Origin of the sequence: Ruegeria sp. AU67 (assembly GCF_900312795.1) — a bacterium.
In the GTDB taxonomy this organism is placed as follows: Bacteria; Pseudomonadota; Alphaproteobacteria; order Rhodobacterales; family Rhodobacteraceae; genus Ruegeria; species Ruegeria atlantica.
The window spans coordinates 192,467-217,563 of sequence record NZ_OMPH01000040.1 but is presented as its reverse complement, the minus strand read 5'-3'; the positions used below and the strand labels follow the sequence as shown (position 1 = coordinate 217,563).

The 25,097-nt window shown below is 58.7% G+C and carries 22 protein-coding genes; 14 read left to right on the top strand and 8 right to left on the bottom strand.

Annotation, left to right across the window (positions count from 1 at the left end):
• Positions 1-108: 108 nt before the first annotated feature.
• Positions 109-573, top strand: coding sequence for a DUF1203 domain-containing protein (locus tag DK510_RS20510; RefSeq protein WP_109313857.1), 465 nt, complete (start codon positions 109-111; stop codon positions 571-573).
• Here DK510_RS20510 and DK510_RS20505 read toward each other — a convergent pair.
• Complete coding sequence (locus DK510_RS20505; protein ID WP_109313683.1) at positions 570-1,562, bottom strand: ABC transporter ATP-binding protein; 993 nt, start codon at positions 1,560-1,562, stop codon at positions 570-572. The two genes, DK510_RS20510 and DK510_RS20505, sit on opposite strands and share 4 nt — an antisense overlap.
• A gap of 87 nt (positions 1,563-1,649) precedes the next feature.
• On the opposite strand from DK510_RS20505, the gene DK510_RS20500 reads away from it, so the two are divergent.
• The 3 genes from DK510_RS20500 to polA all read left to right on the top strand — a co-directional run bounded on the left by DK510_RS20500 (position 1,650) and on the right by polA (position 5,425).
• Positions 1,650-1,826, top strand: coding sequence for a zinc-finger domain-containing protein (locus DK510_RS20500; protein WP_108859985.1), 177 nt, complete (start codon positions 1,650-1,652; stop codon positions 1,824-1,826).
• Between the two features lie 13 nt (positions 1,827-1,839).
• Positions 1,840-2,502 (top strand): YrbL family protein, encoded by a 663-nt coding sequence (locus DK510_RS20495; protein ID WP_109313682.1) that lies wholly within the window; start codon positions 1,840-1,842, stop codon positions 2,500-2,502.
• A gap of 124 nt (positions 2,503-2,626) precedes the next feature.
• The gene (gene polA, locus DK510_RS20490) at positions 2,627-5,425 is read left to right on the top strand and encodes a DNA polymerase I (protein ID WP_109313681.1); all 2,799 of its coding nucleotides are present in this window, start codon (positions 2,627-2,629) and stop codon (positions 5,423-5,425) included.
• A 41-nt stretch (positions 5,426-5,466) separates the two neighbouring features.
• On the opposite strand, the gene DK510_RS20485 is transcribed toward polA, so the two are convergent.
• Positions 5,467-5,697: a DUF2798 domain-containing protein gene (locus DK510_RS20485; protein WP_082637211.1), complete on the bottom strand. Its 231-nt coding sequence runs from the start codon at positions 5,695-5,697 to the stop codon at positions 5,467-5,469.
• 79 nt (positions 5,698-5,776) lie between these two features.
• A complete protein-coding gene (locus DK510_RS20480) occupies positions 5,777-6,526 on the bottom strand; it encodes a hydroxypyruvate isomerase family protein (RefSeq protein ID WP_109313680.1) in 750 nt (249 codons plus the stop codon).
• 181 nt (positions 6,527-6,707) lie between these two features.
• Here DK510_RS20480 and DK510_RS20475 point away from each other — a divergent pair, with 181 nt between their 5' ends.
• Entirely contained in the window at positions 6,708-7,646 is a 939-nt protein-coding gene (locus DK510_RS20475; RefSeq protein ID WP_109313856.1) for a DMT family transporter, read from the top strand.
• Here the strand turns inward: DK510_RS20475 and DK510_RS20470 are convergent.
• Positions 7,643-8,221 carry a DUF1285 domain-containing protein gene (locus tag DK510_RS20470; protein WP_200833266.1) on the bottom strand — a complete coding sequence of 193 codons (579 nt, stop codon included), beginning with the start codon at positions 8,219-8,221 and terminating at the stop codon, positions 7,643-7,645. The two genes, DK510_RS20475 and DK510_RS20470, sit on opposite strands and share 4 nt — an antisense overlap.
• A gap of 64 nt (positions 8,222-8,285) precedes the next feature.
• On the opposite strand from DK510_RS20470, the gene DK510_RS20465 reads away from it, so the two are divergent.
• The 4 genes from DK510_RS20465 to DK510_RS20450 are packed head-to-tail and all read left to right on the top strand — an operon-like array spanning position 8,286 to position 14,960.
• Positions 8,286-9,293, top strand: a complete 1,008-nt coding sequence (locus tag DK510_RS20465; RefSeq protein WP_058272869.1) for a MoxR family ATPase — start codon at positions 8,286-8,288, stop codon at positions 9,291-9,293.
• On the top strand, positions 9,290-10,165 hold the full coding sequence (locus tag DK510_RS20460; RefSeq protein ID WP_109313678.1) for a DUF58 domain-containing protein: 876 nt from the start codon (positions 9,290-9,292) through the stop codon (positions 10,163-10,165). The genes DK510_RS20465 and DK510_RS20460 overlap by 4 nt, the downstream gene beginning before the upstream one ends.
• Positions 10,162-12,924: a DUF4159 domain-containing protein gene (locus DK510_RS20455; RefSeq protein WP_109313677.1), complete on the top strand. Its 2,763-nt coding sequence runs from the start codon at positions 10,162-10,164 to the stop codon at positions 12,922-12,924. The genes DK510_RS20460 and DK510_RS20455 overlap by 4 nt, the downstream gene beginning before the upstream one ends.
• Entirely contained in the window at positions 12,921-14,960 is a 2,040-nt protein-coding gene (locus DK510_RS20450; RefSeq protein WP_109313676.1) for a hypothetical protein, read from the top strand. The genes DK510_RS20455 and DK510_RS20450 overlap by 4 nt, the downstream gene beginning before the upstream one ends.
• 4 nt (positions 14,961-14,964) lie before the next feature.
• On the opposite strand, the gene DK510_RS20445 is transcribed toward DK510_RS20450, so the two are convergent.
• A complete protein-coding gene (locus DK510_RS20445) occupies positions 14,965-15,810 on the bottom strand; it encodes a 2-keto-4-pentenoate hydratase (protein WP_109313675.1) in 846 nt (281 codons plus the stop codon).
• Positions 15,811-15,925: 115 nt separating this feature from the next.
• Between DK510_RS20445 and DK510_RS20440 the strand changes: the two genes are divergently transcribed.
• A complete protein-coding gene (locus DK510_RS20440; RefSeq protein WP_109313674.1) occupies positions 15,926-18,142 on the top strand; it encodes a response regulator in 2,217 nt (738 codons plus the stop codon).
• 9 nt (positions 18,143-18,151) lie between these two features.
• On the top strand, positions 18,152-18,613 hold the full coding sequence (locus DK510_RS20435) for a VOC family protein (RefSeq protein WP_109313673.1): 462 nt from the start codon (positions 18,152-18,154) through the stop codon (positions 18,611-18,613).
• Here DK510_RS20435 and yaaA read toward each other — a convergent pair.
• The 3 genes from yaaA to DK510_RS20420 form a co-directional block, all read right to left on the bottom strand.
• Positions 18,604-19,374, bottom strand: a complete 771-nt coding sequence (gene yaaA, locus DK510_RS20430; protein ID WP_109313672.1) for a peroxide stress protein YaaA — start codon at positions 19,372-19,374, stop codon at positions 18,604-18,606. The genes DK510_RS20435 and yaaA overlap by 10 nt on opposite strands.
• 35 nt (positions 19,375-19,409) lie before the next feature.
• Positions 19,410-21,449 carry a DNA helicase RecQ gene (gene recQ, locus DK510_RS20425; RefSeq protein WP_109313671.1) on the bottom strand — a complete coding sequence of 680 codons (2,040 nt, stop codon included), beginning with the start codon at positions 21,447-21,449 and terminating at the stop codon, positions 19,410-19,412.
• A 78-nt stretch (positions 21,450-21,527) separates the two neighbouring features.
• Positions 21,528-21,815 carry a YggT family protein gene (locus tag DK510_RS20420; protein ID WP_058272877.1) on the bottom strand — a complete coding sequence of 96 codons (288 nt, stop codon included), beginning with the start codon at positions 21,813-21,815 and terminating at the stop codon, positions 21,528-21,530.
• Between the two features lie 129 nt (positions 21,816-21,944).
• Between DK510_RS20420 and DK510_RS20415 the strand changes: the two genes are divergently transcribed.
• The 3 genes from DK510_RS20415 to DK510_RS20405 are packed head-to-tail and all read left to right on the top strand — an operon-like array spanning position 21,945 to position 25,029.
• Positions 21,945-23,312: an MFS transporter gene (locus DK510_RS20415; protein WP_109313670.1), complete on the top strand. Its 1,368-nt coding sequence runs from the start codon at positions 21,945-21,947 to the stop codon at positions 23,310-23,312.
• Entirely contained in the window at positions 23,309-24,172 is an 864-nt protein-coding gene (gene mepA / locus DK510_RS20410; protein ID WP_109313669.1) for a penicillin-insensitive murein endopeptidase, read from the top strand. The genes DK510_RS20415 and mepA overlap by 4 nt, the downstream gene beginning before the upstream one ends.
• Positions 24,145-25,029 (top strand): esterase-like activity of phytase family protein, encoded by an 885-nt coding sequence (locus DK510_RS20405; RefSeq protein ID WP_109313668.1) that lies wholly within the window; start codon positions 24,145-24,147, stop codon positions 25,027-25,029. The genes mepA and DK510_RS20405 overlap by 28 nt, the downstream gene beginning before the upstream one ends.
• Positions 25,030-25,097: the final 68 nt, after the last annotated feature.

Below are 25,097 nucleotides of genomic sequence, written 5' to 3'. Positions count from 1 at the left end.
ACGATTCCGCATTATATTCACGTTTTGTTCTTTTTCGAGTCCTTTGCGCAGGAAACGGGTCGATTGGGTTTGCTCCGATGGGCAGTGTCGGGAAAAAGGAGACCCAAAATGTTCAAAATCACCGCATTGCCCACCGACGAGGTACGCGCCCTTCAGGCCGGTCACCCGGATTCCTATGGCGCAACGCCAGAAAGGGCCGTTTCCACGGGTGCCGGCAACCCGTGTCGCCATTGTTTGCAGAACATTTCCGAGGGCGAAGAAATGCTGATCTTGGCCCACAGGCCTTTTTTAGAGACACATCCATATGCGGAAACCGGGCCGATCTTTCTGTGTGCTGCACCCTGTGAGCGATGCGAAGGGCAAGACCTGCCCGAGATCCTGACCTCGTCGCCCGACTACCTTATTAAGGGCTATGGTGCAGATGACCGCATCGTCTATGGCACCGGGGCGATCACGCCCACGGATCAGATCGGTGCAAAAGTCAGAGAAATCTTTGCCCGGCCAGATGTGGCCTATATCCATGTCCGATCCGCGCGAAACAACTGCTATCAGGCAAGAATCGACCGAGATTAAAGCTTGACCCTATGCATTCCCCGGCGCGGCTGATCCGGATCAACCGCCGGGGCGTCCTCGGAGCGGCTGGACGTCAAGGCGAGGAACACATCCTCTAGATCAGCCTCTTCAGTGCGGACGTCGCGAATGCGGATATTGGCTGCGCGGACGGATTCCAGAACTTGCTCGGCGTTGGTTTGGGCGCTGCGATATTGCAGAACAAGGTTACCATCGTCGCGCAAGGCGGCTTCGACCCCTTTGGTTGCGGGCAGATCGACGACTGGGTTGTCGGGCACGATGACCATGGTACGGCTGTCCATTCGGCCCAGAAGGTTGGCGGTGCTGTCCTGCGCGATTTTTTCACCGTGGTTGATGATGGCAATCTCGTCACACATTTCCTGCGCTTCTTCCAGGTAATGGGTGGTCAGGATGATGGTCATGCCCTGTTCGTTCAGCTTGCGCACATTTGTCCAGAGCATCTGACGCAATTCGATATCCACACCTGCTGTCGGTTCGTCCAGCACCAGGATCTTGGGGTGATGCACCAGCGCCTTTGCCAGCAGCAACCGCCGCCGCATGCCACCCGACAGCGTGCGGGCATAGGATTCGGCCTTGTCGCTGAGACCGACCAGTTCAAGGATCTCATCGCTGCGGCGTTGGGCCTTGGGTACGCCGTACAAACCGGCCTGCACCTCCAACGCGCCGCGGGGGGTGAAAAACGGGTCAAGGTTCAGCTCTTGTGGCATCACGCCAATCGCGGAGCGGGACTGGCGTGGGTTGCGGTCCTGATCGTACCCCCAGATCGACACTGACCCGGCCGATTTCACCACCAGACCAGCCAGAATGTTGATCAAGGTCGATTTACCGGCCCCGTTCGGGCCCAGCAGGCCAAACACCGACCCCTGTGGAATGCTCAGGTCTATGCCCTTCAGTGCCTGTTTCTCGGGCTGGCCCTTGCCACCCCGATAGGTCTTGCGCAGTCCATCGATCCTGATTGCCGCATCGGTCATGAGACCCTTGCCCCCGGTTTGCTCATCGCTCATAAACGCACCTAATGCATGCCCGCGAGGCCGACAACCAATGAAGGATCGCCAGCCGTGACACTTGATGCACCGGAAACCAAGTTCGTCGAAACCGCACGTGTCGCCTGTGACGGCGGCGAAGGCGCATTGGGCCATCCGCGCGTTTGGTTGCAGATCCCCGAAGATACCGGCTGGGTCGAATGCCCGTATTGCGATTGTAAGTACGTACTGTCGGAGCACGACGCGCAATAAATTCGGAGGCCGGATGCTTTTTGCAGTGCAGCTTTTGCGGGTGTCCGATCAGGACCCGATTGCCAGCGGCGGGCATCGAGACGTGTATGCGTGCCCGGGGCAATCTCACTTATTGGTAAAGGTGACGCGCCCGCGCAAACGGCCCAACCGATCCTTTGCAAAACGGTTGATCCGGCGGCTTCTGCCCGATTCTGTATTCCGCAATGCGCTAAAAGAAATCGAGGGCGAGATGAAGGCGGCGCTGAAAAGCGGCACCGACATCGAGCACCTGCCCTTGGCGCGATGTTTTGGCATAGCGCAAACCGACATCGGCCCGGCGATCATTGTGGAACGGATCGAATCCGATGACGGACAGCTCGCACATCCCCTTGCGAAGTTGTGCGAAGATGGAGCGCTGAGCGTTGATGTTCTGAATGAATTGAACAATTTTGCCAAAAAACTGTTTAAACTTCAAGTTGTTGCCCGCGATATTCACGAGACCAACATTGTCTACGGGCTGCGCAATCAAACCCGGATGTTTCTGCTGATCGATGGTTACGGAGAGCGCAATCTTATTCCCTTGCGCACATTGAGCCGAAGATTGAACGACCGATCGCTGCACAAGCAGATGAACGGCATTGCCGAGCGTGTGGGGCTGATCTGGGACAGAACCGGGCAGGAGTTCCGCGTCGCGTGATTGACGGCCTGCGTGAACGTTCCGGCACAGATTTCCGGCCTCATGTGTGGATTGACTACCTTCTTTGCTGGCCACCCGCGCGGGCCTGTGGCAGAACCGTTTCCAACCAGAACGGAGCGCGCGCATGAGCAATTTCGGAAAAGGGTGTCACCTGCATCTGATTGACGGATCGGCCTTTATTTTCAGGGCCTATCACGCGCTGCCGCCACTCACGCGAAAGTCGGACGGGCTCCCGATTGGCGCAGTTTCCGGCTTTTGCAACATGTTGCAGAAATATGTCGAAGGGAACGCTGGCCCGGACGCACCGACCCATGTGGCGGTGATCTTCGACAAAGGCTCGCACACGTTCCGCAACGATATGTATGACCTCTACAAGGCCAACCGTGAAGCGATGCCCGAGGACCTGCGCCCGCAGATGCCCCTGACACGCGAAGCGACGAAAGCCTTCAACATCGCTTGCAAAGAGTTGGAGGGGTACGAGGCCGACGACATCATCGCGACCCTTGCTGTGCAGGCGCGTGAAGCGGGCGGGCGTGTGACAATCGTAAGCTCGGACAAGGACCTGATGCAGCTTGTTGGCGGCGGTGTCGAAATGCTGGATGCGATGAAGAACAAGCGCATCGATCGCGATGGCGTGATTGAGAAATTCGGTGTTGGCCCTGAACGCGTGGTTGATGTGCAGGCACTGGCGGGCGACAGCGTCGATAACGTTCCCGGGGCTCCAGGCATTGGGGTCAAGACGGCCGCCCTGTTGATCACCGAATACGGTGACCTGGAAACGCTGCTGGACCGGGCCGAAGAAATTAAGCAGCCAAAGCGCCGCCAAACCCTGATCGAAAAGCGCGACCAAATCGAGCTGTCGAAGAAACTGGTGCAACTGGACGAGAACACACCGCTGGATTTCACGCTGGACGATCTTGAGGTGAAAGATCCCGAACCTGACACCTTGCTGGGTTTTCTGGCAGATATGGAGTTTCGCACGCTCACCAAGCGGATCGCGGACAAGTTGGGTGCCGAAGCGCCAGCGATTGCCGATGCGCCGGCGCCGGCTGCTGAGGTGGTCGAAGCTGAAGCTATCCCCTTTGATGCGTCGAAATACGAATGTGTGCGGGATGCCGGTGCGCTGCAAAAATGGATCGACCAGGCGTATGAGCGCGGCTGGATCGCCGTGGATACGGAAACCACCGGCCTGAATGAAATGATCGCTGATCTTGTTGGCATCTCCCTGTCGGTTGAGCCGGGCGAGGCGTGTTACATCCCGCTGATCCACCGCGAAAGCGCCAGCGACGATCTGTTCGGTTCAGACGCGCTGGCCGAGGGGCAAATGCCCGTCAATGAGGCCCTGAATCTGCTCAAACCTATGTTCGAAGACCCGTCGATCCTGAAGATCGGGCAGAACATGAAATACGACGCCAAGATTTTCGCCCGCTATGGCGTGAACGTGGCGCCAATCGATGACACGATGCTGATGTCCTATGCAATGCATGGCGGCGAGCATGGGCATGGGATGGACACGCTGTCCGAACGCTATTTGAACCACACGCCGATCCCGATCAAACCGCTGCTGGGTTCGGGTAAATCGGCGATCACATTCGACAAGGTGCCGATTGATGAAGCGACCGCCTATGCGGCCGAAGATGCCGATATCACTCTGCGCCTATGGAAGCAGTTCAAACCGCAACTGCATCAGGTGCAGGTGACAACCGTCTATGAAACGCTCGAACGCCCGCTGGTGCCGGTTCTGGCCGAGATGGAGATGCACGGTATCAAGGTTGACCGCGATGTGCTGAGCCGGATGTCCAACGCATTTGCCCAAAAAATGGCCGGATTAGAGGCTGAAATCCACGAATTGGCGGGTGAGAATTTCAACGTCGGTTCCCCCGCTCAACTGGGCGAGATCCTGTTTGACAAGATGGGTCTGGAAGGCGGCAAAAAGGGTAAGACCGGGAAATATTCGACCGGGGCTGACATTCTCGAAGACCTCGCGACCGAGCATGAATTGCCGCGCCGGGTTTTGGATTGGCGGCAATTGTCAAAGCTGAAGTCGACCTACACCGACGCGCTGCAGACCCATATCAATCCAGATACGGGCCGGGTGCATACATCTTATTCCATCACAGGGGCGAATACGGGGCGCCTGGCCTCGACCGATCCGAACCTGCAGAACATTCCGGTGCGTACCGAGGAGGGTCGGCGCATTCGCGAGGCGTTCATAGCCGAACCGGGCAATGTGCTGGTCAGCCTCGACTACAGCCAGATCGAGCTGCGCATTCTGGCGCATATCGCCGACATTTCGGCCCTGAAACAGGCGTTTTCCGACGGGCTGGACATTCACGCCATGACCGCGTCCGAGATGTTCGATGTGCCGCTGGACGAGATGACGCCGGATATCCGCCGTCAGGCCAAGGCGATCAACTTTGGTGTGATCTACGGCATTTCAGGCTTTGGTCTGGCGCGCAATCTGCGCATCCCGCGTGCCGAGGCACAGGGGTTCATCGACCGTTATTTCGAACGCTTCCCGGGTATTCGCAAGTATATGGACGAAACTGTCGCCTTTGCCAAAGAGCATGGCTATGTGCAGACTTTGTTCGGACGTAAAATCCATACACCTGAGATTAACGCCAAAGGTCCGCATGCCGGTTTCTCGCGCCGGGCGGCGATCAACGCGCCAATTCAAGGAACGGCGGCGGATGTAATCCGGCGCGCGATGGTGCGGATGCCAGATGCGATCAATGGTCTGCCCGCCAAGATGCTGCTGCAGGTGCATGACGAATTGCTGTTCGAAGTCGCCGAGGATGCGGTGGACCCTTTGATCGATGTCGCACGCGACGTGATGGAAGGCGCATCTGATCCAGCTGTGAAGCTGGACGTAAAACTGAGCGTGGATGCCGGACAGGGTGCGAACTGGGCCGAGGCGCATTAGGGCGCTGCTCATCAGGCCCGGCGGGCCCTCATAGCAGCGGGTCAGTCCTGCGGTCTGACCCAGCCCTCGACCATACGTTTTACCGTTGGTCCAAGGGTCAGGATGACGGCGAAGGCGATGGGCCAGCAAAAAGCCCAGGAACCCATCCAGTCACCAAATGTGGACGGTCCGAAACCGACAGCTTTGACCGTGGCGATGCCAGTGACGATACAGGACATGAGGCCGGACATGATCAGTCCGAATACAGCGTGGGCCAAGCGGGCAGGGATCATTTCGGGCATCCTTAAGGTCGCGATGCCCCGGTTTTAGATATTTTCCCCCTGATTTCCAGACGGAATAGGGAATCTGGCGTCACATCCAGCCCAATGAGTGCACGGTTCTGGATGTTGACGGTGTGTATTCGGCGCTAACCCAACCGGAATATCCCGACGCCGTCATAGCGTTAAAAAGCTGAGCGAAATCCGTCGGACCGCGTCCCGGTTCAGAGCGGTCCGGGGCTGCTCCGACCTGGGCATGTACGACCCGTGGATGAAACTGTTCCCAAACCTGCAGCGCATCTCCGTGGATCATATGCGCGTGAAAACTGTCATATTGCAGGCCGACATTCGGGCGATCCACACGATCCAGGATATCAGCAGCCAGGTTGTAATCATTGAGGAAGTAATCGGGCTGAGACACGGGGTTGAGCGGTTCAATCGTAAATTGTTGGTGCGGTGCAAGATCGGCCGCCCATTGCAGGTTGTGCACCATGCATTCAAACGCGTCCGGTCCCGAGGAATAGCCTGACATGATGTGGATCAGCCCCGGGCGGAGAACCTGAGCATAGCGCAAAACACGGCGGATATCCGACTGGAACCGGTCTTCACCACCGGGAACAGCGGCATAACCGGGATCGCCGCCGATGTAATTGGGTGGGGGCGCATTGATCAGCACCAGATCCAAACCGTTGGCCAGCAACGCGCGGTGTGTCTCTTTGGCGGCCAGTTCGTATGGAAACAGAATCTCGACCGCTTTGAACCCGGCCTCTGCGGCGGCCTGAAACCGTTCCAGGTAGGGAAGCTCGGCAAAGAGCAGAGAGATATTGGCGGCGAATTTTGGCATCGGAGGCCTTTGGTTAGCTGGTGCGCTGACCTTATCCGCGAGGCGATTTTAACGAAAGAGACTGAAAACGACAGTTTGTCGAAATTCGACCAGATCGGGCTGACTGAATCAGCGAGGGTCGGGGCAACGCGGCGAATCATTTCAGAACACCGTGCCAACAAAAGGTTCGAACATAATGGCGATGAGCCCAGACCCCGCGCGCGGGAACACCCTTTCTGCGCCTGCCGGCCAAAATTCGGTCCTGTCCGGCAACGGCTTGGCAGTGGCGTCCATGCTGACGTGGGCGGCTGGGTTTCCGGCGGCCGAGGTGCTGTTGCAGACATGGCCGCCAGTTGCGTTGTTGGTTGCGCGCATGGCCATGGCTGTTGCGTTTCTACTCCCGATTTGGGTCATGATAGATGGCCCGGAACGGGTCCTACGCGCCCGTTGGGGACATGCGTTTGTTGTCGGCGGGTTTGGCATCGGTCTGGGGATGTTTCTGCTGATCGTGGCGCAAAAACTGACGGACCCGGTCACAACGGCCATCATTGCCTCATGCGCGCCATTGATTGCGACATTGCTGGAACTTGCGTCTGGTACTCGGCGACTCAAGTGGAATTTTGCTGTTGGGGTTCTGATCTCGGTAGTGGGCGGATTGATCGCCACCAGCGCCGTCGCCCCGGCAAAGTTGGGTTTGGGCGCGGCCTGTGCCGTTGCAGCGACAGCACTGTTTTGCTGGGGTAGCCAGGCAACCTCGCGAGATTTCCCCGAATTAAGCCAGACCGGGCGCGCAGCGGTCACATTTGTTGGCGGGTTCTTCATGGCAACCATCCTGATGGCCGGAGCACATCATCTGGGCATGGATATCGTGCCATCCATTTCTATCGACACGCGTCAAATTGGGATGCTGGCGATCTATTCGCTGATTTCCATGGCGCTCAGCCAGATCCTGTTTGTCGCATCGATTGGCAAACTGGGCGTCGCGCTTACGTCCTTTCACATCAATGTCGCCCCCTTCTACGTGATGCTGATCATGTTGGTGTTGGGCGAAGAGTGGAACTGGACCCGTGCGCTGGGCGCAGGGGTTGTCGCGATGGCTGTTGTTCTGGCACAGGATCGTCGGGTCGCAAAACCGGCCTAGTCGGTCAGGCTGTCCGACCGGACAAGCGGGAAAAACTGCCCACCGGACCAGACGCCAAACCAGCCGTCTTTGTGCGTTGCGATGTCCACAAGACGATAAAAGCTTTTGCGATCTATTCGCGCCTCAAGATTTGCGCGAACCAATACATAAGGTGACGGCTCGTCTGTTTCGGGATCGATGACAATCCGGATCGGGTGATCAGGACCAGCTATCGCGGTATCACCAACACGGGTCGTAAATGTCAGTATTTGGGCCCGACCCTCGCCTGTCGCGTCAAAATCCACGGCCACAAAAGGCGCATCCTCGACAGTGATTCCCACCTTTTCCACCGGGGTCACAAGGTAGTATTTGCCGCCTTCTTTCTTAAGAATTGAGGAAAAAAGCTTCACAAGCTCGAACCGGTTGATCGGCGACCCTAAATAAGTCCAAGACCCATCTTTTGCGATATGGATGTCCAGATCGCCGCAAAACGGAGGATTCCACAGGTGAACAGGGGGTAAACCCCTGGTTTTGGCCGCTTTGACCGAGGCCGCCAGCCCGTCCGGAGAGGGGGTCACAGGTTTTTGTCCGCTCATTGCTTTTGCCATTTCCTTTTCGCGCGATACACTTCAATCATAATAGTCCACGGAAGGGAAAGTCATGACCGAACCTGCCGACCTCGTGTCCGAGATCGAAGCGCTGGAAATCAAACTGCAAGAGGCCAAGGCCTCGATCACCCGTCGCTTTATCGGACAGGAAAGGGTCGTGGACCTGACGCTGACCGCCCTGTTGTGCGGTGGCCACGCCCTGCTGATCGGCCTGCCTGGGCTTGGCAAGACGCGGCTGGTTGAAACGCTGTCGACCGTGATGGGTCTGCACGGCAACCGCATCCAGTTCACACCCGACCTGATGCCCGCCGATATTCTGGGGTCCGAGGTTCTGGACACAGCCGAGGATGGCAGCCGCCACTTTCGCTTTATTTCCGGCCCGATCTTCTGTCAGCTGCTGATGGCGGATGAAATCAACCGCGCCAGCCCCCGGACTCAGTCAGCGCTTTTACAGGCGATGCAGGAACGCACTGTGACTGTGGCTGGCGAAGACCGCGATCTGGGTGAACCATTCCACGTATTGGCGACGCAAAACCCGATCGAGCAAGAGGGTACTTATCCACTGCCCGAGGCGCAGCTGGACCGTTTCTTGGTTCGAATTGACGTGGATTATCCCGATCGACAGACCGAGCGCGATATTCTTTTGGCCACGACTGGCGTGGAAGAGGACGAAGCGCACGAGATTTTCAGCAAGGAAGAGCTGTTGGCCGCTCAGACCCTGTTGCGCCGTATGCCGGTCGGGGACTCTGTTGTGGAACTGATCCTCGATCTTGTCCGCGCCTTCCGCCCCGAAGAGGCGGGTGTTTCCGAACGGGTGGCTGAAACCGTCGCCTGGGGCCCCGGCCCCCGTGCTGCACAAGCGCTGATGATGACAGTGCGTGCCCGGGCGATGCTGCAGGGGCGTTTGGCCCCAAATTCCGAGGATGTGCTGGACATGGCGCGTCCGGTGCTCAGCCACCGGATGGCGTTGAACTTTGCGGCGCGGGCGCGCGGTGACAGTTTGGCTGACCTGATCGACTCGACTGCCGCTGGTCTTGTCCGCACCGAGGCTGCGGCGTGAATGCGGCGCTGACCCTTCGAGAAAGATCTGAGGCCGAGGCGTCCCGGCTGCCGCCGTTGTTGGCACGGGCTGAGCAATTGGCCGGAACCGTTCTGCTGGGCGACCACGGCCGCCGCCGCGCGGGGCTTGGTGATGACTTCTGGCAATATCGCCCTGCTCAGATCGGCGACAGCCGCCGGATGATCGACCATCGGCGCTCTGCCAGGGGGGATCAGCAATTTGTGCGCGAACGCGAGTGGCAGATTGCGCAATCGGTAATGCTGTGGGTCGATCAGGGCGCGTCGATGCGGTTTGCGTCCGACAACAACCTGTCAACCAAGGCCGACCGCGCTCGTCTGCTGGGGTTGGCAACCGCGATCCTGCTGGTGCGCGGGGGTGAGCGCGTCGGCCTGACCGGCACGACCCTGCCGCCACGGCGCGGCAACGCGCAGGTCATCCGACTGGCAGAAGCATGGTCCGAGGATGCTGAGTCCGACTATGCGCCACCCGAACACCGCGCCATGATCCCGCATGCCCGCGCCGTTTTCATTTCCGATTTCCTTGGTCCGCTGGATGAGGTTGAACTGGCCCTCACCAAAGCCGCCGACCGTGGGGTGCGAGGCTTGGTGCTGCAGGTTCTTGATCCCGGAGAAGAGACCTTTCCCTATCGCGGTCGTACGATTTTTGAAAGCGTCGGCGGTTCCGTTCGCCATGAAACCCTAAAGGCCGGAGATCTGCGTGAGCGGTATCTGGAACGGCTTGCCAAGCGTAAGGACGCACTGACCCGGCTGTGCCGCGCGACGGGGTGGCAACTAGGGCTGCATCACACCGATGACAGTGCGCAAGCGGCTCTGTTGTGGCTCTATCGTGCGCTGGATGGGGGAACGGGATGACGGTTCTGGCAGGCATTGGCTTCACCGCACCGTGGGTGTTGATGGGTCTTTTGACCCTGCCGATCCTGTGGTTGATCTTGCGTGCCGTGCCACCCGCGCCGATCCGTCGGTTGTTCCCGGCCGTGACGCTACTGCTGGGGTTAAGGGATGACGAAAGCGTTTCTGACCGCACCCCATGGTGGTTGCTGTTGCTGCGCATGCTGGCGGCGGCGGCGATTATCATTGGATTGGCCGGACCGGTCCTGAACCCCTCGCGCGATCAGGCAGGCTCGGGTCCGTTGCTGCTGGTGCTGGATGCCAGCTGGGCCGGGGCGACCCGCTGGTCAACGACTCTGGATCAGATCGATGTGCAGTTGACCGAGGCCGGGCGCGCAGGCCGTACCGTGGCCATCCTGCGCCTGACCGAACCTGACGCCCCCGTATTCCAAGCCGCCGAAGCATGGCGCGGCCGTTTACCCGGGCTGACGCCGACACCGTGGCAACCGACCCGGGCGCAAGTCGAAATGGCGCTGGCTGCCATGGATCAGGTGGACGGAGGGTTTGCCACCCATTGGTTCAGCGACCGCCTGACTTACGAAGGGCACGAGACGATCCTGTCTGCCCTGCGCGCGCGCGGTGATGTGACAGTCTATCAGGCCCCGTCGCCTGCGGTTGCGATTTTGCCTGCTACATATCAGGACGGCGTTATTCAATTGTCCGCGCAACGGGCGGAACCCGGTCCTGCAGATCGCATCACGATTCTGGCTCAGGGGCGTGACCCCGCCGGTGCAATGCGTGTTCTGCAATCGGCCGAGATGGAGTTTGCCAGCGGTGAGACACAGGCGCAGATAGAACTGTCGCTGCCTTCAGAACTGCGCGCGCGCATCACCCGGTTTGAGATTCAGGGTGAGCGTTCGGCAGGGGCCGTCACGCTGACCGATGATAGCTTGCGGCGGCGCGAAGTCGCCCTGATTGCCGGATCGCTGAACCGCGAAGGGTTAGAGCTGTTGTCGCCGTTGCATTACCTGACGCAAGTGCTGACCCCAACGGCGGACTTCGTCGATGGCGGATTGCTGGAAGTCCTGCCCGCCAATCCCGATGTGATCGTGCTGGCCGATGTGGCGAAACTGGCAGGGTCCGAACAAGCGGCGCTGGTCGAATGGGTGGAACAGGGCGGTTTGCTGCTGCGCTTTGCTGGCCCTCGGATGGCGGCCAGCGATCTTGGCCGGGATGCCGAGGATACCCTGTTGCCGGTGCGTCTACGCAGCGGCGGACGCTCGGTCGGTGGCGCGATGAGCTGGGGCGAAGCCAAAGGGCTGGCACCTTTCCCTGAGAACTCGCCCTTCTACGGGCTGCAGGTGCCGGAAGATGTCACAGTGACCACGCAAGTCATGGCGCAACCAGACCCTAATTTGGCGGATCGGGTCATTGCCTCACTTTCGGATGGCACGCCCTTGGTGACCCGCAAAGCGTTGGGTTTGGGGCAGGTGGTACTGTTCCATGTCACGGCAGATGCGGAATGGTCCAGCCTTCCCTTGTCTGGGCTTTTTGTTGAAATGCTGGACCGGCTGGCGGTGTCCTCAGCGGCGAAATCGCGGCAGGAGTCACAGTTGCAAGGCACCACGTGGGAACCGATTCAGGTTATGGATGGCTTTGGTGTTCTGTCTGATGCCGGAAATCTACCGGGCGTCGATGGTGTTGAGCTTGTGACCAGCCAGATCGGTCCCGATCTGCGACCCGGCCTTTACGAAAGCGGCAAACAGAAATTGGCTCGGAACGTTTTGACCGATGAAACGGTGCTCAGCCCAGCGGTCTGGCCGTCGGATGTTCCAATCAAGGGGCAGGAGATCAGCACCGAAACACCCATTGGGGGCATCCTGCTGAGCCTTGCATTGCTATTACTGACGATCGACGTCATCGCCTCGCTGGCGTTGTCCGGTCGCCTGGGTCTGGCCAGGGCTGCGGCTGTCGCACTAGGGGCGATTTTGCTGGTGCCCGAAGTACAGGCGCAAACGCCCGAAAGTACAGATTTCGCGTTGAGCGCCACACAGGAATTGGTTCTGGCGCATGTTCTGACGGGTGATCAGCAGGTTGACGATATTGCGGCTGCAGGAATGCGCGGATTGGCTCAGACGTTGTTTTTCCGAACCTCGGTAGAACCTGCTGAACCCATTGGCGTGGATCTGGAACGGGACGAGTTGGCGTTTTTCCCGCTGCTTTATTGGCCGATCTCACCCGACCAGCCGCAGCCGTCGGCAGAGGCTTATGCCAAGCTCAACGCTTACCTGCGTTCGGGCGGAATGATCCTGTTCGACACCCGCGATGCAGATGTGGCGCGCTTTGGGGCCGCCAGCCCGAATGGGCGCAAGCTGCAACAGATCGCGGCTCCGCTGAATATCCCTTCGTTAGAGCCTGTTCCGCGTGATCATGTCCTGACCCGTGCCTTCTACCTTTTGCAGGATTTCCCGGGTCGCTACGCGGGCACCGAAGTGTGGGTCGAGTCGGCACCCATGGATGCTGAGCAGATCGAAGGCATGCCATTCCGCAACCTCAATGATAACGTGACGCCGGTGGTGATCGGCGGCAATGATTGGGGTGCGGCCTGGGCCATTGATCGCAACGGTCAGGCACTGCTGCCGGTTGGTCGCGGCTATGCGGGTGAGCGGCAGCGTGAGCTTGCAAACCGCTTTGGTGTCAATCTGGTGATGCATGTGCTGACCGGGAACTACAAATCAGATCAGGTGCACGTGCCTGCCTTGCTGGACAGGTTGGGACAATGACAGGAACCGTCATCTTCGATCCGCTGATCCCCTGGCCCGTTCTGGCCATCGTGGTTGCGATTGCCGTCGCTGGGGTTGCTCTGGCCCTGTGGCGCGGTCTGTCTGGCTGGGCTTTGCGGGGATTGGCGGCGCTGGTTGTGATCGCTGCGCTGTCAGGTCCGGTCTATCAGATCGAAGATCGCGCGCCGCTGACCGATATCGTTCTGATGATAGAGGATGAAAGCGCGAGCCAAACCCTTTCGGACCGGGCGGATCAGACTGCACAAGCCACAAAGGAGTTGGCGGCCGAGATTGAATCCCGTGACAATACGGAACTGCGCCGCATTCGCGTAGGCGACGGAGACGGGGACGAAGGCACCCAAGTCATGGCGGCCCTGAACGAAGCGTTGGCCGAAGAACCACGCGCGCGGATCGCGGGCATTTTGGTGGTGTCGGACGGCATCGTGCATGATGCCGATCAGGCCCCCGACCTGCCCGCGCCCATGCATCTTTTGCAAACAGGGCGTACAACGGATTGGGATCGCCGTTTGATCGTCCGCAATGCACCTGCCTTTGCCATTATTGATGAACCCGTCACCTTGACCCTAAGGGTTGAGGATAGCGGTGCATCGCCCATTGGGGCCTCGACCGCGCCGCTCGAAATTTCGGTCGACGGGGCCGAAGCCGAACAATTCACGATTCCCATTGGTGTTGATGTAGAGCTGCCGATCACGCTGCCCCATGGCGGGCGCAACGTGATTCAGTTCACCGTGCCAGAGGCTGAGGGCGAACTGACCGATCGCAACAACACCGCGCTGATCCAGATGAACGGGGTCCGTGACCGGCTGCGCGTGTTGCTGGTGTCCGGAGAGCCGCATCCGGGCGGGCGAACATGGCGCAACCTGCTAAAATCTGACAGTTCTGTGGACCTGGTACATTTCACAATTCTGCGCCCGCCCGAAAAGCAGGACGGGGTGCCGGTGGATGAGCTTTCGCTTATCGCCTTCCCGACGCGCGAGCTGTTTCTGGAAAAGATCAACGATTTCGACCTGATCATCTTTGACCGCTACAAGCGGCGCGGCATCCTGCCAGCGATCTATCTGGACAACGTTACCAACTATATCAACGAAGGCGGTGCCGTTCTTATTGCTGCCGGACCGGATTTTGCCAGCGCCGACAGTATCTTCCGCTCACCCCTGGCACCGATCCTGCCCGCGCAACCCACCGCGCGGGTGATCGAGGAACGCTATGTGCCGATGGTCACCGATTTGGGGCATCGCCATCCGGTCACGACTGACCTTGGCGACTCGGATAACTGGGGTGCTTGGCTGCGCCAGATCGACGTCAATCACCGCGCGGGTGAGGTGTTGATGACGGGTGTGGATGACCGGCCCCTGTTGGTGCTCAACCGTGTTGGCGAAGGGCGCGTGGCGCTGCTGGCCTCGGACCATGCTTGGTTGTGGAGCCGGGGATTCGAAGGCGGCGGACCGCAGCTGGAATTGCTGCGCCGGTTGGCGCATTGGATGATGAAAGAGCCCGAGCTCGAGGAAGAGGCCTTATGGGCCGAGGCCAATGGTCAGGTGATGCGCATCATCCGTCAGACGCTGGGGGATGAGGTCGGGCCGGTAACCGTAACTCGTCCGAACGGCGAAACGGTCGAGATTACCCTCGATGAGGTCTCTCCAGGGCGGTTCGAAGCACAGTATTTCGGGCCGGAAATTGGCCTCTACCGCCTGCAGGAAGGGGAACAATCCACCGTCATCGGGCTTGGCCCCGCGGCACCCAAGGAATTCGAACGCACGATCGCAACGGCCGAGGTTCTGGAACCTGTGACGGCAGAATTGCGCGGCGGTACAGTGCGTTTGGAGGAGGGTTTGCCGTCGATCCGCAACGTACGTGCCGGGCGTCCCGCATCAGGGCGCGGATGGATCGGTCTGACCCCGCGCGACGCCTATGAAACACGTGACGTGACGCAGGCCGGGCTATTGCCACCTTGGCTTGTATTGCTGCTGGCGGGCGGGTTCCTTCTGGCGGGCTGGCTGCGCGAGGGACGGTGACAGGTCAGTCAAACACCACGCTGACCGTGGGATTGCCTGGCAAGCCGTCGTAAGACACTGATGCCCCGCCTTTACCCTTTGCAGGCGGGAATAATGGCCCGAATGATCCGACGGAAATCAGGTCCCCCGGTTGAAATTCAATCCCTTTGGACATCAGCCAAAGGGCGGCATTGGCCGGATGCCCCAGTACTGCTGTGCCCGGTGCCTGCGCCAGAATCTCGTCATCTGCGGCGCGGAGGGTGACGGTCATATCAGCCAAGGCCTGCACCATAGCTGCCGGATTGGACACAGGGATTTCTGCTCCCATAACACCCAGCTTCGGAGCAACGCCAATTGCTGTCAGCGTGACCGGGGTGATCGGTTCACCCTTGGCAAAGGTCAGGTCCGGTAGCTCGATAAACGGGCGAATGGCTGAGATGCCTTGCAGCACCTCCTCAGGCGACGTGGCCTGATTGATATCCGCTGTGCCAACAACCAGCACCAGATCGGCCTCAAACACGGGTCGCGCACCCCAGTCTGATGGAACGGTCGCGCCGTCATCCAGCATCATGTCGCGGAACAATACGCCCTGAACCGGTTCGGATGCGCCAAATCTTTCTTGTGCCGATGCGCTGGTCAAACCGGCCTTGTAGCCGATGACCGGCCCTAAATGTGGCTCTAATGCAGACACTATGAGCGCTTGCGTGCACAGCGCGTCATTCATTGTGCCATCAGATGAAAGGGCAGGTGTGGGTGCAGCTGAGAGGTAATCCGCGACGAACCGATCGATCTGGCCATCCGTTGCGCAGCCCGCCGCCACAGGATGAGCAAATACGCCACAGGCCAACAACGCGCCGAAGAAACACCGCATATCACACCTCCGTTTTGGCAAGAGTGGCACGAGGTTCGATCATTGGGCAACGGCTTAAACAGTTCTTCACTCTCTGCCCGGATGCTGGACACAGATTGTCCCGGAAACACCAAAGATGAGTCTTGCAGGAAAACTGTCACAGGAACGGCGCGCACGTCTGGCGGCCGAGCGGTTGTTGGAAATGAAACAGGCAGAGCTGTCGGCCGCGAACCGCAAACTGGGCTTGCATGCGATGGCATTGACCAGGCGGATCGGTGAAACCCAGGCCGAGGTTGAAACGGTCCGGGGTGAAAATGAAAAGGTCAAGTCCGATCTGACGGTCGCCAACGCCAAGATCGAGGTGGCCGAGCGCCGCTTGTGGCATTCAATCCAAACCATTCAGGATGGATTCGCGTTCTTTGACGAGGAAAGTCGCCTGATTGGGGCAAACGCGGCTTACTTAAGCGTCTTTGACGGGCTGGAAGAGGTTGCGCCGGGTGTGACCTATCCGAGGATTCTGGAGATCCTGACGACCGAGGGGCTGATTGATCTTGGGTCCGAGCCGACGCCCGGCTGGCGCGATAGAATGCTGCAGAGATGGGCCATGCCACACCCGCAGCCCGAGGTAATCCGGCTGTGGAACGGCCATTACATTAAGCTGATCGACCAGCGTGGTCATGGTGGCGATGTGGTGAGCCTGGCCCTGAACATCTCGGCATCCGTGCGCCATGAGGCCGAATTGACCGCTGCTCGTGAACGGGCCGAGTCGGCAAACCGCGCCAAATCGGCCTTTCTGGCCAATATGAGCCATGAAATTCGAACCCCGATGAACGGCATCGTGGGCATGACCGAATTGCTGACCGAAACACCTTTGGATGAAGAACAACGGCTGTATTTGAACACCATCCGCAATTCCGGTGAAGCGCTTTTGGTGATTATCAACGACGTCCTGGACTATTCCAAGATCGAGGCGGACAAGCTGACCCTGCACCCGGAACAGTTCGACTTTGAACGCTGCATTCTTGAAGTCGCGATGCTGCTGCAACCCAGCGTTCGGGACAAGGGGCTTTCGTTGCTGGTGGATTACGATCTGTTCCTGCCCACATTGTTTGTCGGCGATCCGGGGCGGGTCCGGCAGGTTTTGACCAATCTCGTCGGCAATGCGGTCAAGTTCACGTCCGAGGGCCATGTCCTGATCCGTGTCACCGGTGTGCCGAACCCGGATACCCAATCCTGCGACGTGCATGTTGCAATCGAAGATACCGGCATCGGCATCGACGAAGACAAGATCGGGCACATTTTTGGTGAATTCAATCAGGTCGAAGACGAACGGAACAGGGCCTTTGAGGGGACCGGTCTGGGCCTTGCCATTACCAAGCGACTGATCACATTAATGGGCGGTGCTATCTGGGTGGATAGCGAGCCGGGGCAGGGGTCCTGCTTTGGCTTTCGTGTCTCACTGCCGACCGCTGAAGGTCCGCAACCTGCCCCGCCCGATCTTGACGGGCGCCTGCGCCATGTGATGATCGTCGAGGATTTGGCCGCCAACTGCGCGATCCTGTCCAAACAGCTAGGGCGGCTGGGGGTTCAGGGCACCGTTTGCACGTCGGGGCGAGAGGCGCTGACGGCGCTGGACGACAGTGTGGACCTTCTGCTGTGCGATCATGACCTGCCCGACATGGACGGGCTTGAGCTGGCTGTCCTGCTGAAAGACAGGGGGTGGGGCGCTCTGCCGATTGTCGTGATGTCGGCCAATCCCGGTGTCATTCACGCCCACCCCGCGCGCCACCTGATCGAAGGCGTTCTACAAAAGCCGATCCCCAGGGCTGAGCTATACGCGCGCCTGAAAGCGCTTGGCCACCCACAGGGCGTTGAGTCGCTTTCGGAGACCGCACCGATCAATCAGGCACCTAACCAGCCCGCATGTGAAGGAACGCAGCGTATCATGCGTGTTCTGGCGGCCGAAGATAACCGGACCAATCAACTGATCCTTAAGAAGATTGTCAAAGATCTGAACATCGACCTGCGCTTTGCCGGCAACGGGATCGAAGCGGTGCAGGCGTATCAGGAGTTTGACCCAGACCTTGTCTTTATGGATATCTCGATGCCTAAAATGGACGGCAAACAGGCCACAGCCGAAATCCGGCGCCGTGAGATTGAGACTGGCCGTCATGTTCCTATTGTCGCCCTTACGGCTCATGCGATGGCTGGTGACGATCAGGGAATCTTATCTGCCGGGCTGGATCACTACCTGACCAAACCGCTGCAAAAGCAGACGATTCACCAGATGGTTCTGACCCATAGGCCGGATGATTGTTGCCCGGTTGTTGCAGAGGAAATCCGGGCTGACTAGATTGAACCCATGTCTGAAGATCGTGGATTTCAGCCCCGCGCGCTGGGTGAGATTGCCATCCGCTGTGTGGATATGGCCGCCATGGTCGCGTTTTATGAAAACGTGATCGGGTTAAAGCGTCTTAGCGGTGACCACAACAGCGCGATCACCTTCTTCCAGATTGCGCCCGGATATAGTGGCCACACGCAGGTCCTGGCCCTGTTTCACCACACAGTTGCTCCGCGACTAGGCCTGCATCCTATCGGATCGCAAAAACCGGTGACGGGTGGAGCGTCATCCCTGCATCACATCGCATTGTCGCTGCCATTCGACGAACAAGAAGCAGTGATGCAGTGGTATGACCACCTTGGCCAGCCCTACCGGATCGAGCAGTTCGGATGGATCGGTTGGCGCGGTATCTTCACCGAAGACCCCGAAGGCAATACGGTTGAACTCGTCGCCTATGACCCGTCGATGTTGGATCAAGCCTGATAGGGCCGCACAAAGACGGGTTTGTTTTCTTCTGACAAATCGGGGCGGTATTCATAGCCACCTGAGTCAAAGTCCAGCAGTCCTTTGGGGTCGTCCAGCCTGTGCTGAATGACATACCGTGCCATCGCACCGCGCGCTTTCTTGGCAAAAAAGCTCACGATCTTAGGCGTGCCTGCTTTGTCTTCCATGAAAACAGGGGTGATAACGCGCAGCTTCAGTGCTTTAGGGTCTACTGCGCCGAAATATTCCTGGCTGGCGCAGTTGACCAAAACGTCCGACCCAACCTCAGCACCTTGCGCGTTGAGCGCTTTGCTCAGTTGATCGCGCCAGTATTCATACAGGTTCTTTCCGCGGCGGGTTTTAAGCTTGCTGCCCATCTCAAGCCGATAGGCCTGAATGGAATCCAGCGGGCGCAGCACACCGTAAAGACCGGACAGAATGCGAAGATGATCTTGCGCCCAGGCCATCTCCTCGGCATCCAGCGACGCAGCTTCAAGCCCTTGATAGGTGTCGCCCGCAAAGGCCAGCGCGGCGGGGCGTGTCACATCCGCCTCGGGCGCGTCTGAGAATGCGCGATACCGGTCGCGGTTCAGGCGCGCGAGATCATCGCTTAGGTCCATCAGTTTTTTCAGATCACCCAGTGTCAGATTGCGGGCGGTTTTCGACAGGCGGATGGCATCGTCCTGAAAGTCTGGCTGCGTGACTTCGACATCCCGTTCCGCCCAGTCCAGCCGCTTGGCCGGGGAAATAACTACCAGCATATCCGCTCTCTTTCCTTGCCTGTACTGGGCGGTATCTAGTCCGTCTGTCGCAGCACGTCCAGAAAGGCGGCTCCAAACCTTTCGTGACGGCGGTCACCCAGAACATGTTCCATTGCGCGCGGGTCATCTGACCGCAATTGTGCAACTTTGGCCAGTTGCGAGGCCGAGCAAGTTAGCTGCTTGTCGACGCCCTCCGGACCGCGTGACAGCTGCGACTGCACTTCAAGCAGTTGGTCATAGATATCGCCCTGATCCCGGCCAGCCAATTTGCGGCGCGCGGGATGAACGGCTTCAACCTCACCGGCGACGACTTCAAGAAACGTGTCACCGTAACGCTCCAGCTTTTTCGCGCCGACCCCGCCAATTCGGGCCATATCGTCCAGAGACAGGGGGCGTTTCTCAGCCATTTCGATTAGCGTTCGGTCAGGGAAGATGACATAGGCTGGTACCCGTGCGGATTCGGCCAAAGCGCGCCGTTTGGCTTTCAGGGCCGATAGTAGCGGCGCGTCTTCCTCGGACACCATCATTTTGACCGCCGGGCGGCGTCCGGCCTTGCGCAATGTGTCCTTGCGCAGGTTGATCCGGGCCTCACCCTTCAGGATGGGCTTGGCAGCCTCGGTCATTTGCAGTGCGCCGTGGCGTTCGGGGTCGGGGCGAACTAGGTCATGCCCCATCATCTGTCGGAAGATGGCCTGCCATTGCGGGCGCGACCACTCTTTGCCGATCCCATAGGTCGACAGTTGATCATGACGTCGCGCGCGGATCTTGTCGGTTTCATTGCCCAGCAGGATGTCGATCAGGTGGCCGGCGCCGAACCATTCCTCGGTGCGCAGGATTGCAGACAAGGCCATGCGGACGGGCGTGGTCCCTTCGAACACTTCGGGCGGGGTGTCACACAGATCGCACTTGCCGCAAGGTTCGGCCTGTTCTCCGAAGTAGCCCAACAGAGTCTGACGGCGGCATTCCAATGCTTCGGCCAGACCCAATAGAGAATTCAGGCGTGCATGGTCGGCCATGCGGCGTTCCGGTGGGGCCAACCCTTCGTCGATTTGCGAGCGGCGCAGGCGAATATCGTCGGGGCCAAACAGGGTCAGCGTTTCGGCAGGGCTGCCATCACGTCCGGCACGGCCGATTTCCTGATAATAGGCCTCGATGGATTTGGGCAGGTCGGCATGGGCGACCCATCGAATGTCGGGTTTGTCGATGCCCATGCCAAAAGCCACGGTAGCAACCACGATCAACCCGTCTTCGCGGGCAAAGCGGGTTTCGACGATGCGACGATCCTCGGCCTCCATTCCGCCGTGATAGTGGCAGGCGGAATGCCCTTCGGCGCGTAAGGCCTGTGCCAGCACTTCGGTTTTGTTACGCGTGCCGCAATAGACGATGCCGGATTGCCCTTTTCGGGCACCGGCAAAGTCGAGGATCTGTTTGCGGGGGCCATCCTTGGCTCCAAAGGCCAGGTGGATATTGGGCCGGTCAAACCCGCGCAGGAACTTGTTGGGGGGTGTTCCGTCGAACAGTTTTTCGACAATCTCGTCCTGCGTTTCGGCATCCGCAGTGGCGGTGAAGGCTGCTAGGGGGACGCCCAGCGCGCGCCGCAGCTCACCGATCCGCAGGTAGTCGGGACGGAAATCATGGCCCCACTGGCTGACGCAATGGGCTTCATCCACGGCAATCAGACTGACGTTGATCCGACGCAGCATTCCCAATGCTGACACCGCAGCCAGACGTTCGGGGGCCATATAAAGCAGCTTGAGCCGCCCGACCTCCAGCGCTTCCCACACAGCATCTGTTTCTTCGGGCGTGTTGCCCGAGGTCAGAGCACCTGCTTCAACGCCGGCCTCTTGCAGCCCGCGAACCTGATCGCGCATCAGGGCGATCAGCGGGGAAATCACCACCGTCACGCCATCCCGCATCAACGCAGGTAGTTGGAAGCAAAGGGATTTACCGCCACCCGTCGGCATGATCGCCAGCACGTTTTCACCTGCGGTCACAGCATCGACGATCTCTTCCTGCCCGGGGCGGAAGTCGTCGAATCCAAAGACATCTCGCAGCATCGGTGCGGCGTCGAACATGTGCGGGGTTGCCCTGTTTTAAGGTTTATCTGCTCTTAAGACAGGACAATCACATACTAAGATTCGGTGAACAAGGCCTCAGACAAAATAGCCCACATTGTTGATCAGAATAATCCGCAAAGCATAAACGCCGATCAGTACCACCAAGGGTGTCAGATCGAGTCCGCCCATATTGGGCAGGATGCGACGGATCGGGCCATAAATAGGCTCTAATATGCGATTCAGGCCGTACCAGATTTGTGCGACCAGCTGTTGATGCAAATTAAGCACCTGAAAGTTGATCAGCCAGCTCATGATCACATGGGCCAGGATGATGAACCAGACAATGTCCAGGATCAGCAGAAGGATTTGGATCAGCGACAGCATGGGCACTCCGTTTTCACATTTGCTGAGACGTAAGCGCCCCTGCGGCAAAGAGCAAGTGTAAGCCAACAGAACCCTTGCGAATTAGGCCAAAGCCCCGTCTTATGAAGACAACGATAAACAGGGGCAGTTATGGCAGAAATTTCCAAGCGCAAGCGCATTTGGGGTTGGTGGTTTTTCGACTGGGCCAGTCAACCGTATCACACCTTGCTGGTTACCTTTGTTTTTGGTCCCTATTTTGCCGGGGTGGCGGCAGAGTATTATCTGACGTCCGGTCTGGATGCCGACGCAGCCGATGCGCGGGCGCAGACGGTGTGGGCGAATTGCATGACCATCATTGGGCTGATCATCGCCTTTGGCGCACCGTTGATGGGGGCCATGGCAGATGTCTCGGGGCGCCGAATGCCGTGGATTTTTGCGTTTTCGGTGATGTACGCCGTTGGTTCGGCCGCGCTTTGGTACACGATGCCAGACGGGTCGAATATGTGGCTGATGCTGTCGGCCTTTGGTTTGGGCTTTGTTGGCGCGGAATATGCGTTGATTTTCATCAATTCGCAGCTGCCCGATTTGGGGGACGAAAATGAGGTTGGTGAGATTTCGGGGTCAGGATTTGCCTTTGGCTATTTTGGTGGGCTGATCTCACTTGCGATCATGCTGGCGCTGTTCGTCGAGCAGGCCAACGGCAAGACCCTGATCGGAATGGATCCGCTGTTTGGGCTGGATGCCTCACTGCAGCAAGGCACACGTTTTGTGGGGCCATTCACGGCGGTTTGGTTCGTTCTGTTCATGATCCCCTATTTCCTGTGGGTCCGTGATGATGCGCCCACCGACAAAAAAGGCAGTGTGGGCGATGCGCTGCGCCTTCTGGCCAATTCGATTTCCAATCTGCGCCACCGGGTCAGCCTGGCCACCTACCTTGGATCATCCATGTTCTACCGTGACGCGTTGAACGGGCTTTACACCTTTGGCGGTGTTTTTGCGCGACTGGTGCTGGAATGGGACCTGATCAAGATCGGTGTCTTTGGTATCGTCAGCGTTCTGGCTGCGGCTGCGTTTTCGTGGATCGGCGGTAAGCTGGACAAGAAATACGGCCCTAAACCAGTGATTTTGGTGGCTATCTGGGTGCTGATCTTTGTTTGCATCACCATCGTGTCGATGGACCGCACACAGATCTTTGGCATGTCTTTACCCGAAGGATCCGGCCTGCCTGATCTGGTGTTCTTTGGCTGTGGGGTTCTGATCGGCGGTATGGGCGGTATTCTGCAATCCGCCAGCCGTTCGATGATGGTGCGACACACCGACCCCAAAGCCCCGGTCGAAAGCTTTGGGCTTTACGGTTTGTCGGGTCGTGCCACAGCCTTTGCCGCCCCCTTGCTGATCGGAATAGCCACAACTGTAACCGGCAGCGCAAGACTGGGGGTGTCACCCATCGTTCTGTTGTTTATTCTGGGCCTAATACTGATGCGCTGGGTGAAACCGGAAGGGGATCAGAGCAGATGATTTTATTACGTTTTTTGACGATACTGGCCGCGATTGTTCTGACGAACACTGCTACGGCGCAGCCTCTGGCAAAGCAGTTGTTCGGGGCGCAGAAAGCAAGTTCGCAGCAAAAATCCGCAGCCTTCGGCAGTTATTCGCGTGGATGCGCTGCAGGGTCGGTGCAATTGCCCGAAACGGGACCGACATGGCAGGCGATGCGGCTGTCACGCAATCGCAATTGGGGGCATCCTGAGGCGATTGATTATGTGCAGGACCTTAGCAAGTTCGCGGCAAAGCAGTCCGGGTGGAACGGGCTATATGTCGGCGATATCAGCCAGCCGCGCGGTGGGCCGATGACATCCGGGCACCGCAGCCATCAGCTGGGTCTGGACATCGATATCTGGATGCTGCCCGGCGACAACATGCGCCTAAGCCGCAAGGCGCGTGAGAATATCTCGTCGATTTCGCTGCGCCGGTCGAATGGCGCGTTTGTCAATGGTAACTGGACGAAACAACACCATGCCGTGCTGCGTCAGGCCGCAAAGGACAAGCGAGTTGCACGAATTTTCGTCTTTCCCGGTGCCAAGGCGGAAATGTGCAAAAACGAGAGGGGCAATCGTGCCTATTTGCGCAAGATCAGGCCCTGGTGGGGACATCATTATCATTTCCATGTCCGTCTGAAATGCCCACGCGGCTCTAAAGGTTGCGTTAATCAGGATCCTCCGCCAAAAGGGGATGGCTGTGCCGAGGCGCAGCAATGGGTGAATAATATCCTTAGCCCACCCCCACCCGACCCAAATGCCCCAGCGCCCAAGAAACGGCGCGAATATCGATTGGCCGATCTACCTCAGCAATGTACACAAGTTCTGCAATCCAACTGATCGTCGCGGTATTACTGGCCGGGGCGGCTTGGGCAGTTGATCTCAAGACACCCAACCACCTTGGCAGTTTTACATGGCGTCACACGGCCGAGTGGTTTGGCGGGATTTCTGCCATCCACATCTCGGATGATGGCCGCCATTTGATTGGAATGACCGATCGTTCGACACTGATTGCCGCACAGGTCGAGCGTAATGACGACGAAATTACCGACATTCAGATCACTGAAAATTGGCCTCTCATTTCCAGCAGAGGACGCCCTCTGACTGGTAGGGTCGGGGATTCCGAAGGCATAGCCATTGCCCCTGATGGCGCCCTGTTCGTCTCGTTCGAAGGTATCCACCGCGTGGTGTATTACCCCGCGCCAGGGAACAAAGCGCAGGTTCTGCCGCGGCCCAAGGCGTTCGACGGCTTTGAGGTCAACGGCTCGCTTGAGGCGTTGGCCATTGATCAGCGCGGCCACATTTTCACAATGCCCGAGGAAAACCGAACAGCGAAGGGTGATATTCCTGTCTATCGGTGGGACGGTCAGTCGTGGTCGACGCCTTTCGTTTTGCCGCAACGGGGGGACTTTCTGCCAGTTGCAGCAGATTTCGGACCGGATGGCAGGCTTTACGTTTTGGAACGGGATGTCGGTTGGATCGGGTTCCGTTCGCGTCTGCGGCGATGGGAGTTGAACGGTGACACACCAAGCGCCGAAGAGGTTCTGTTCCAAACTGGGACCGGTGCACATGACAACCTCGAGGGTTTGTCTGTCTGGCGCGACGACGAGGGCCGCTTGCGGGCCACTATGGTGTCAGATGATAATTTTCTGGCGCTTCAGCGTACTGAACTGGTCGAGTATGCTCTGCCCGATTGACACGTCCAAAGCAAAGGTCTAGAAGCGCGGCTTGCCTTGGGACGGTCCCTTGGCCAAGTCGCCGCTAC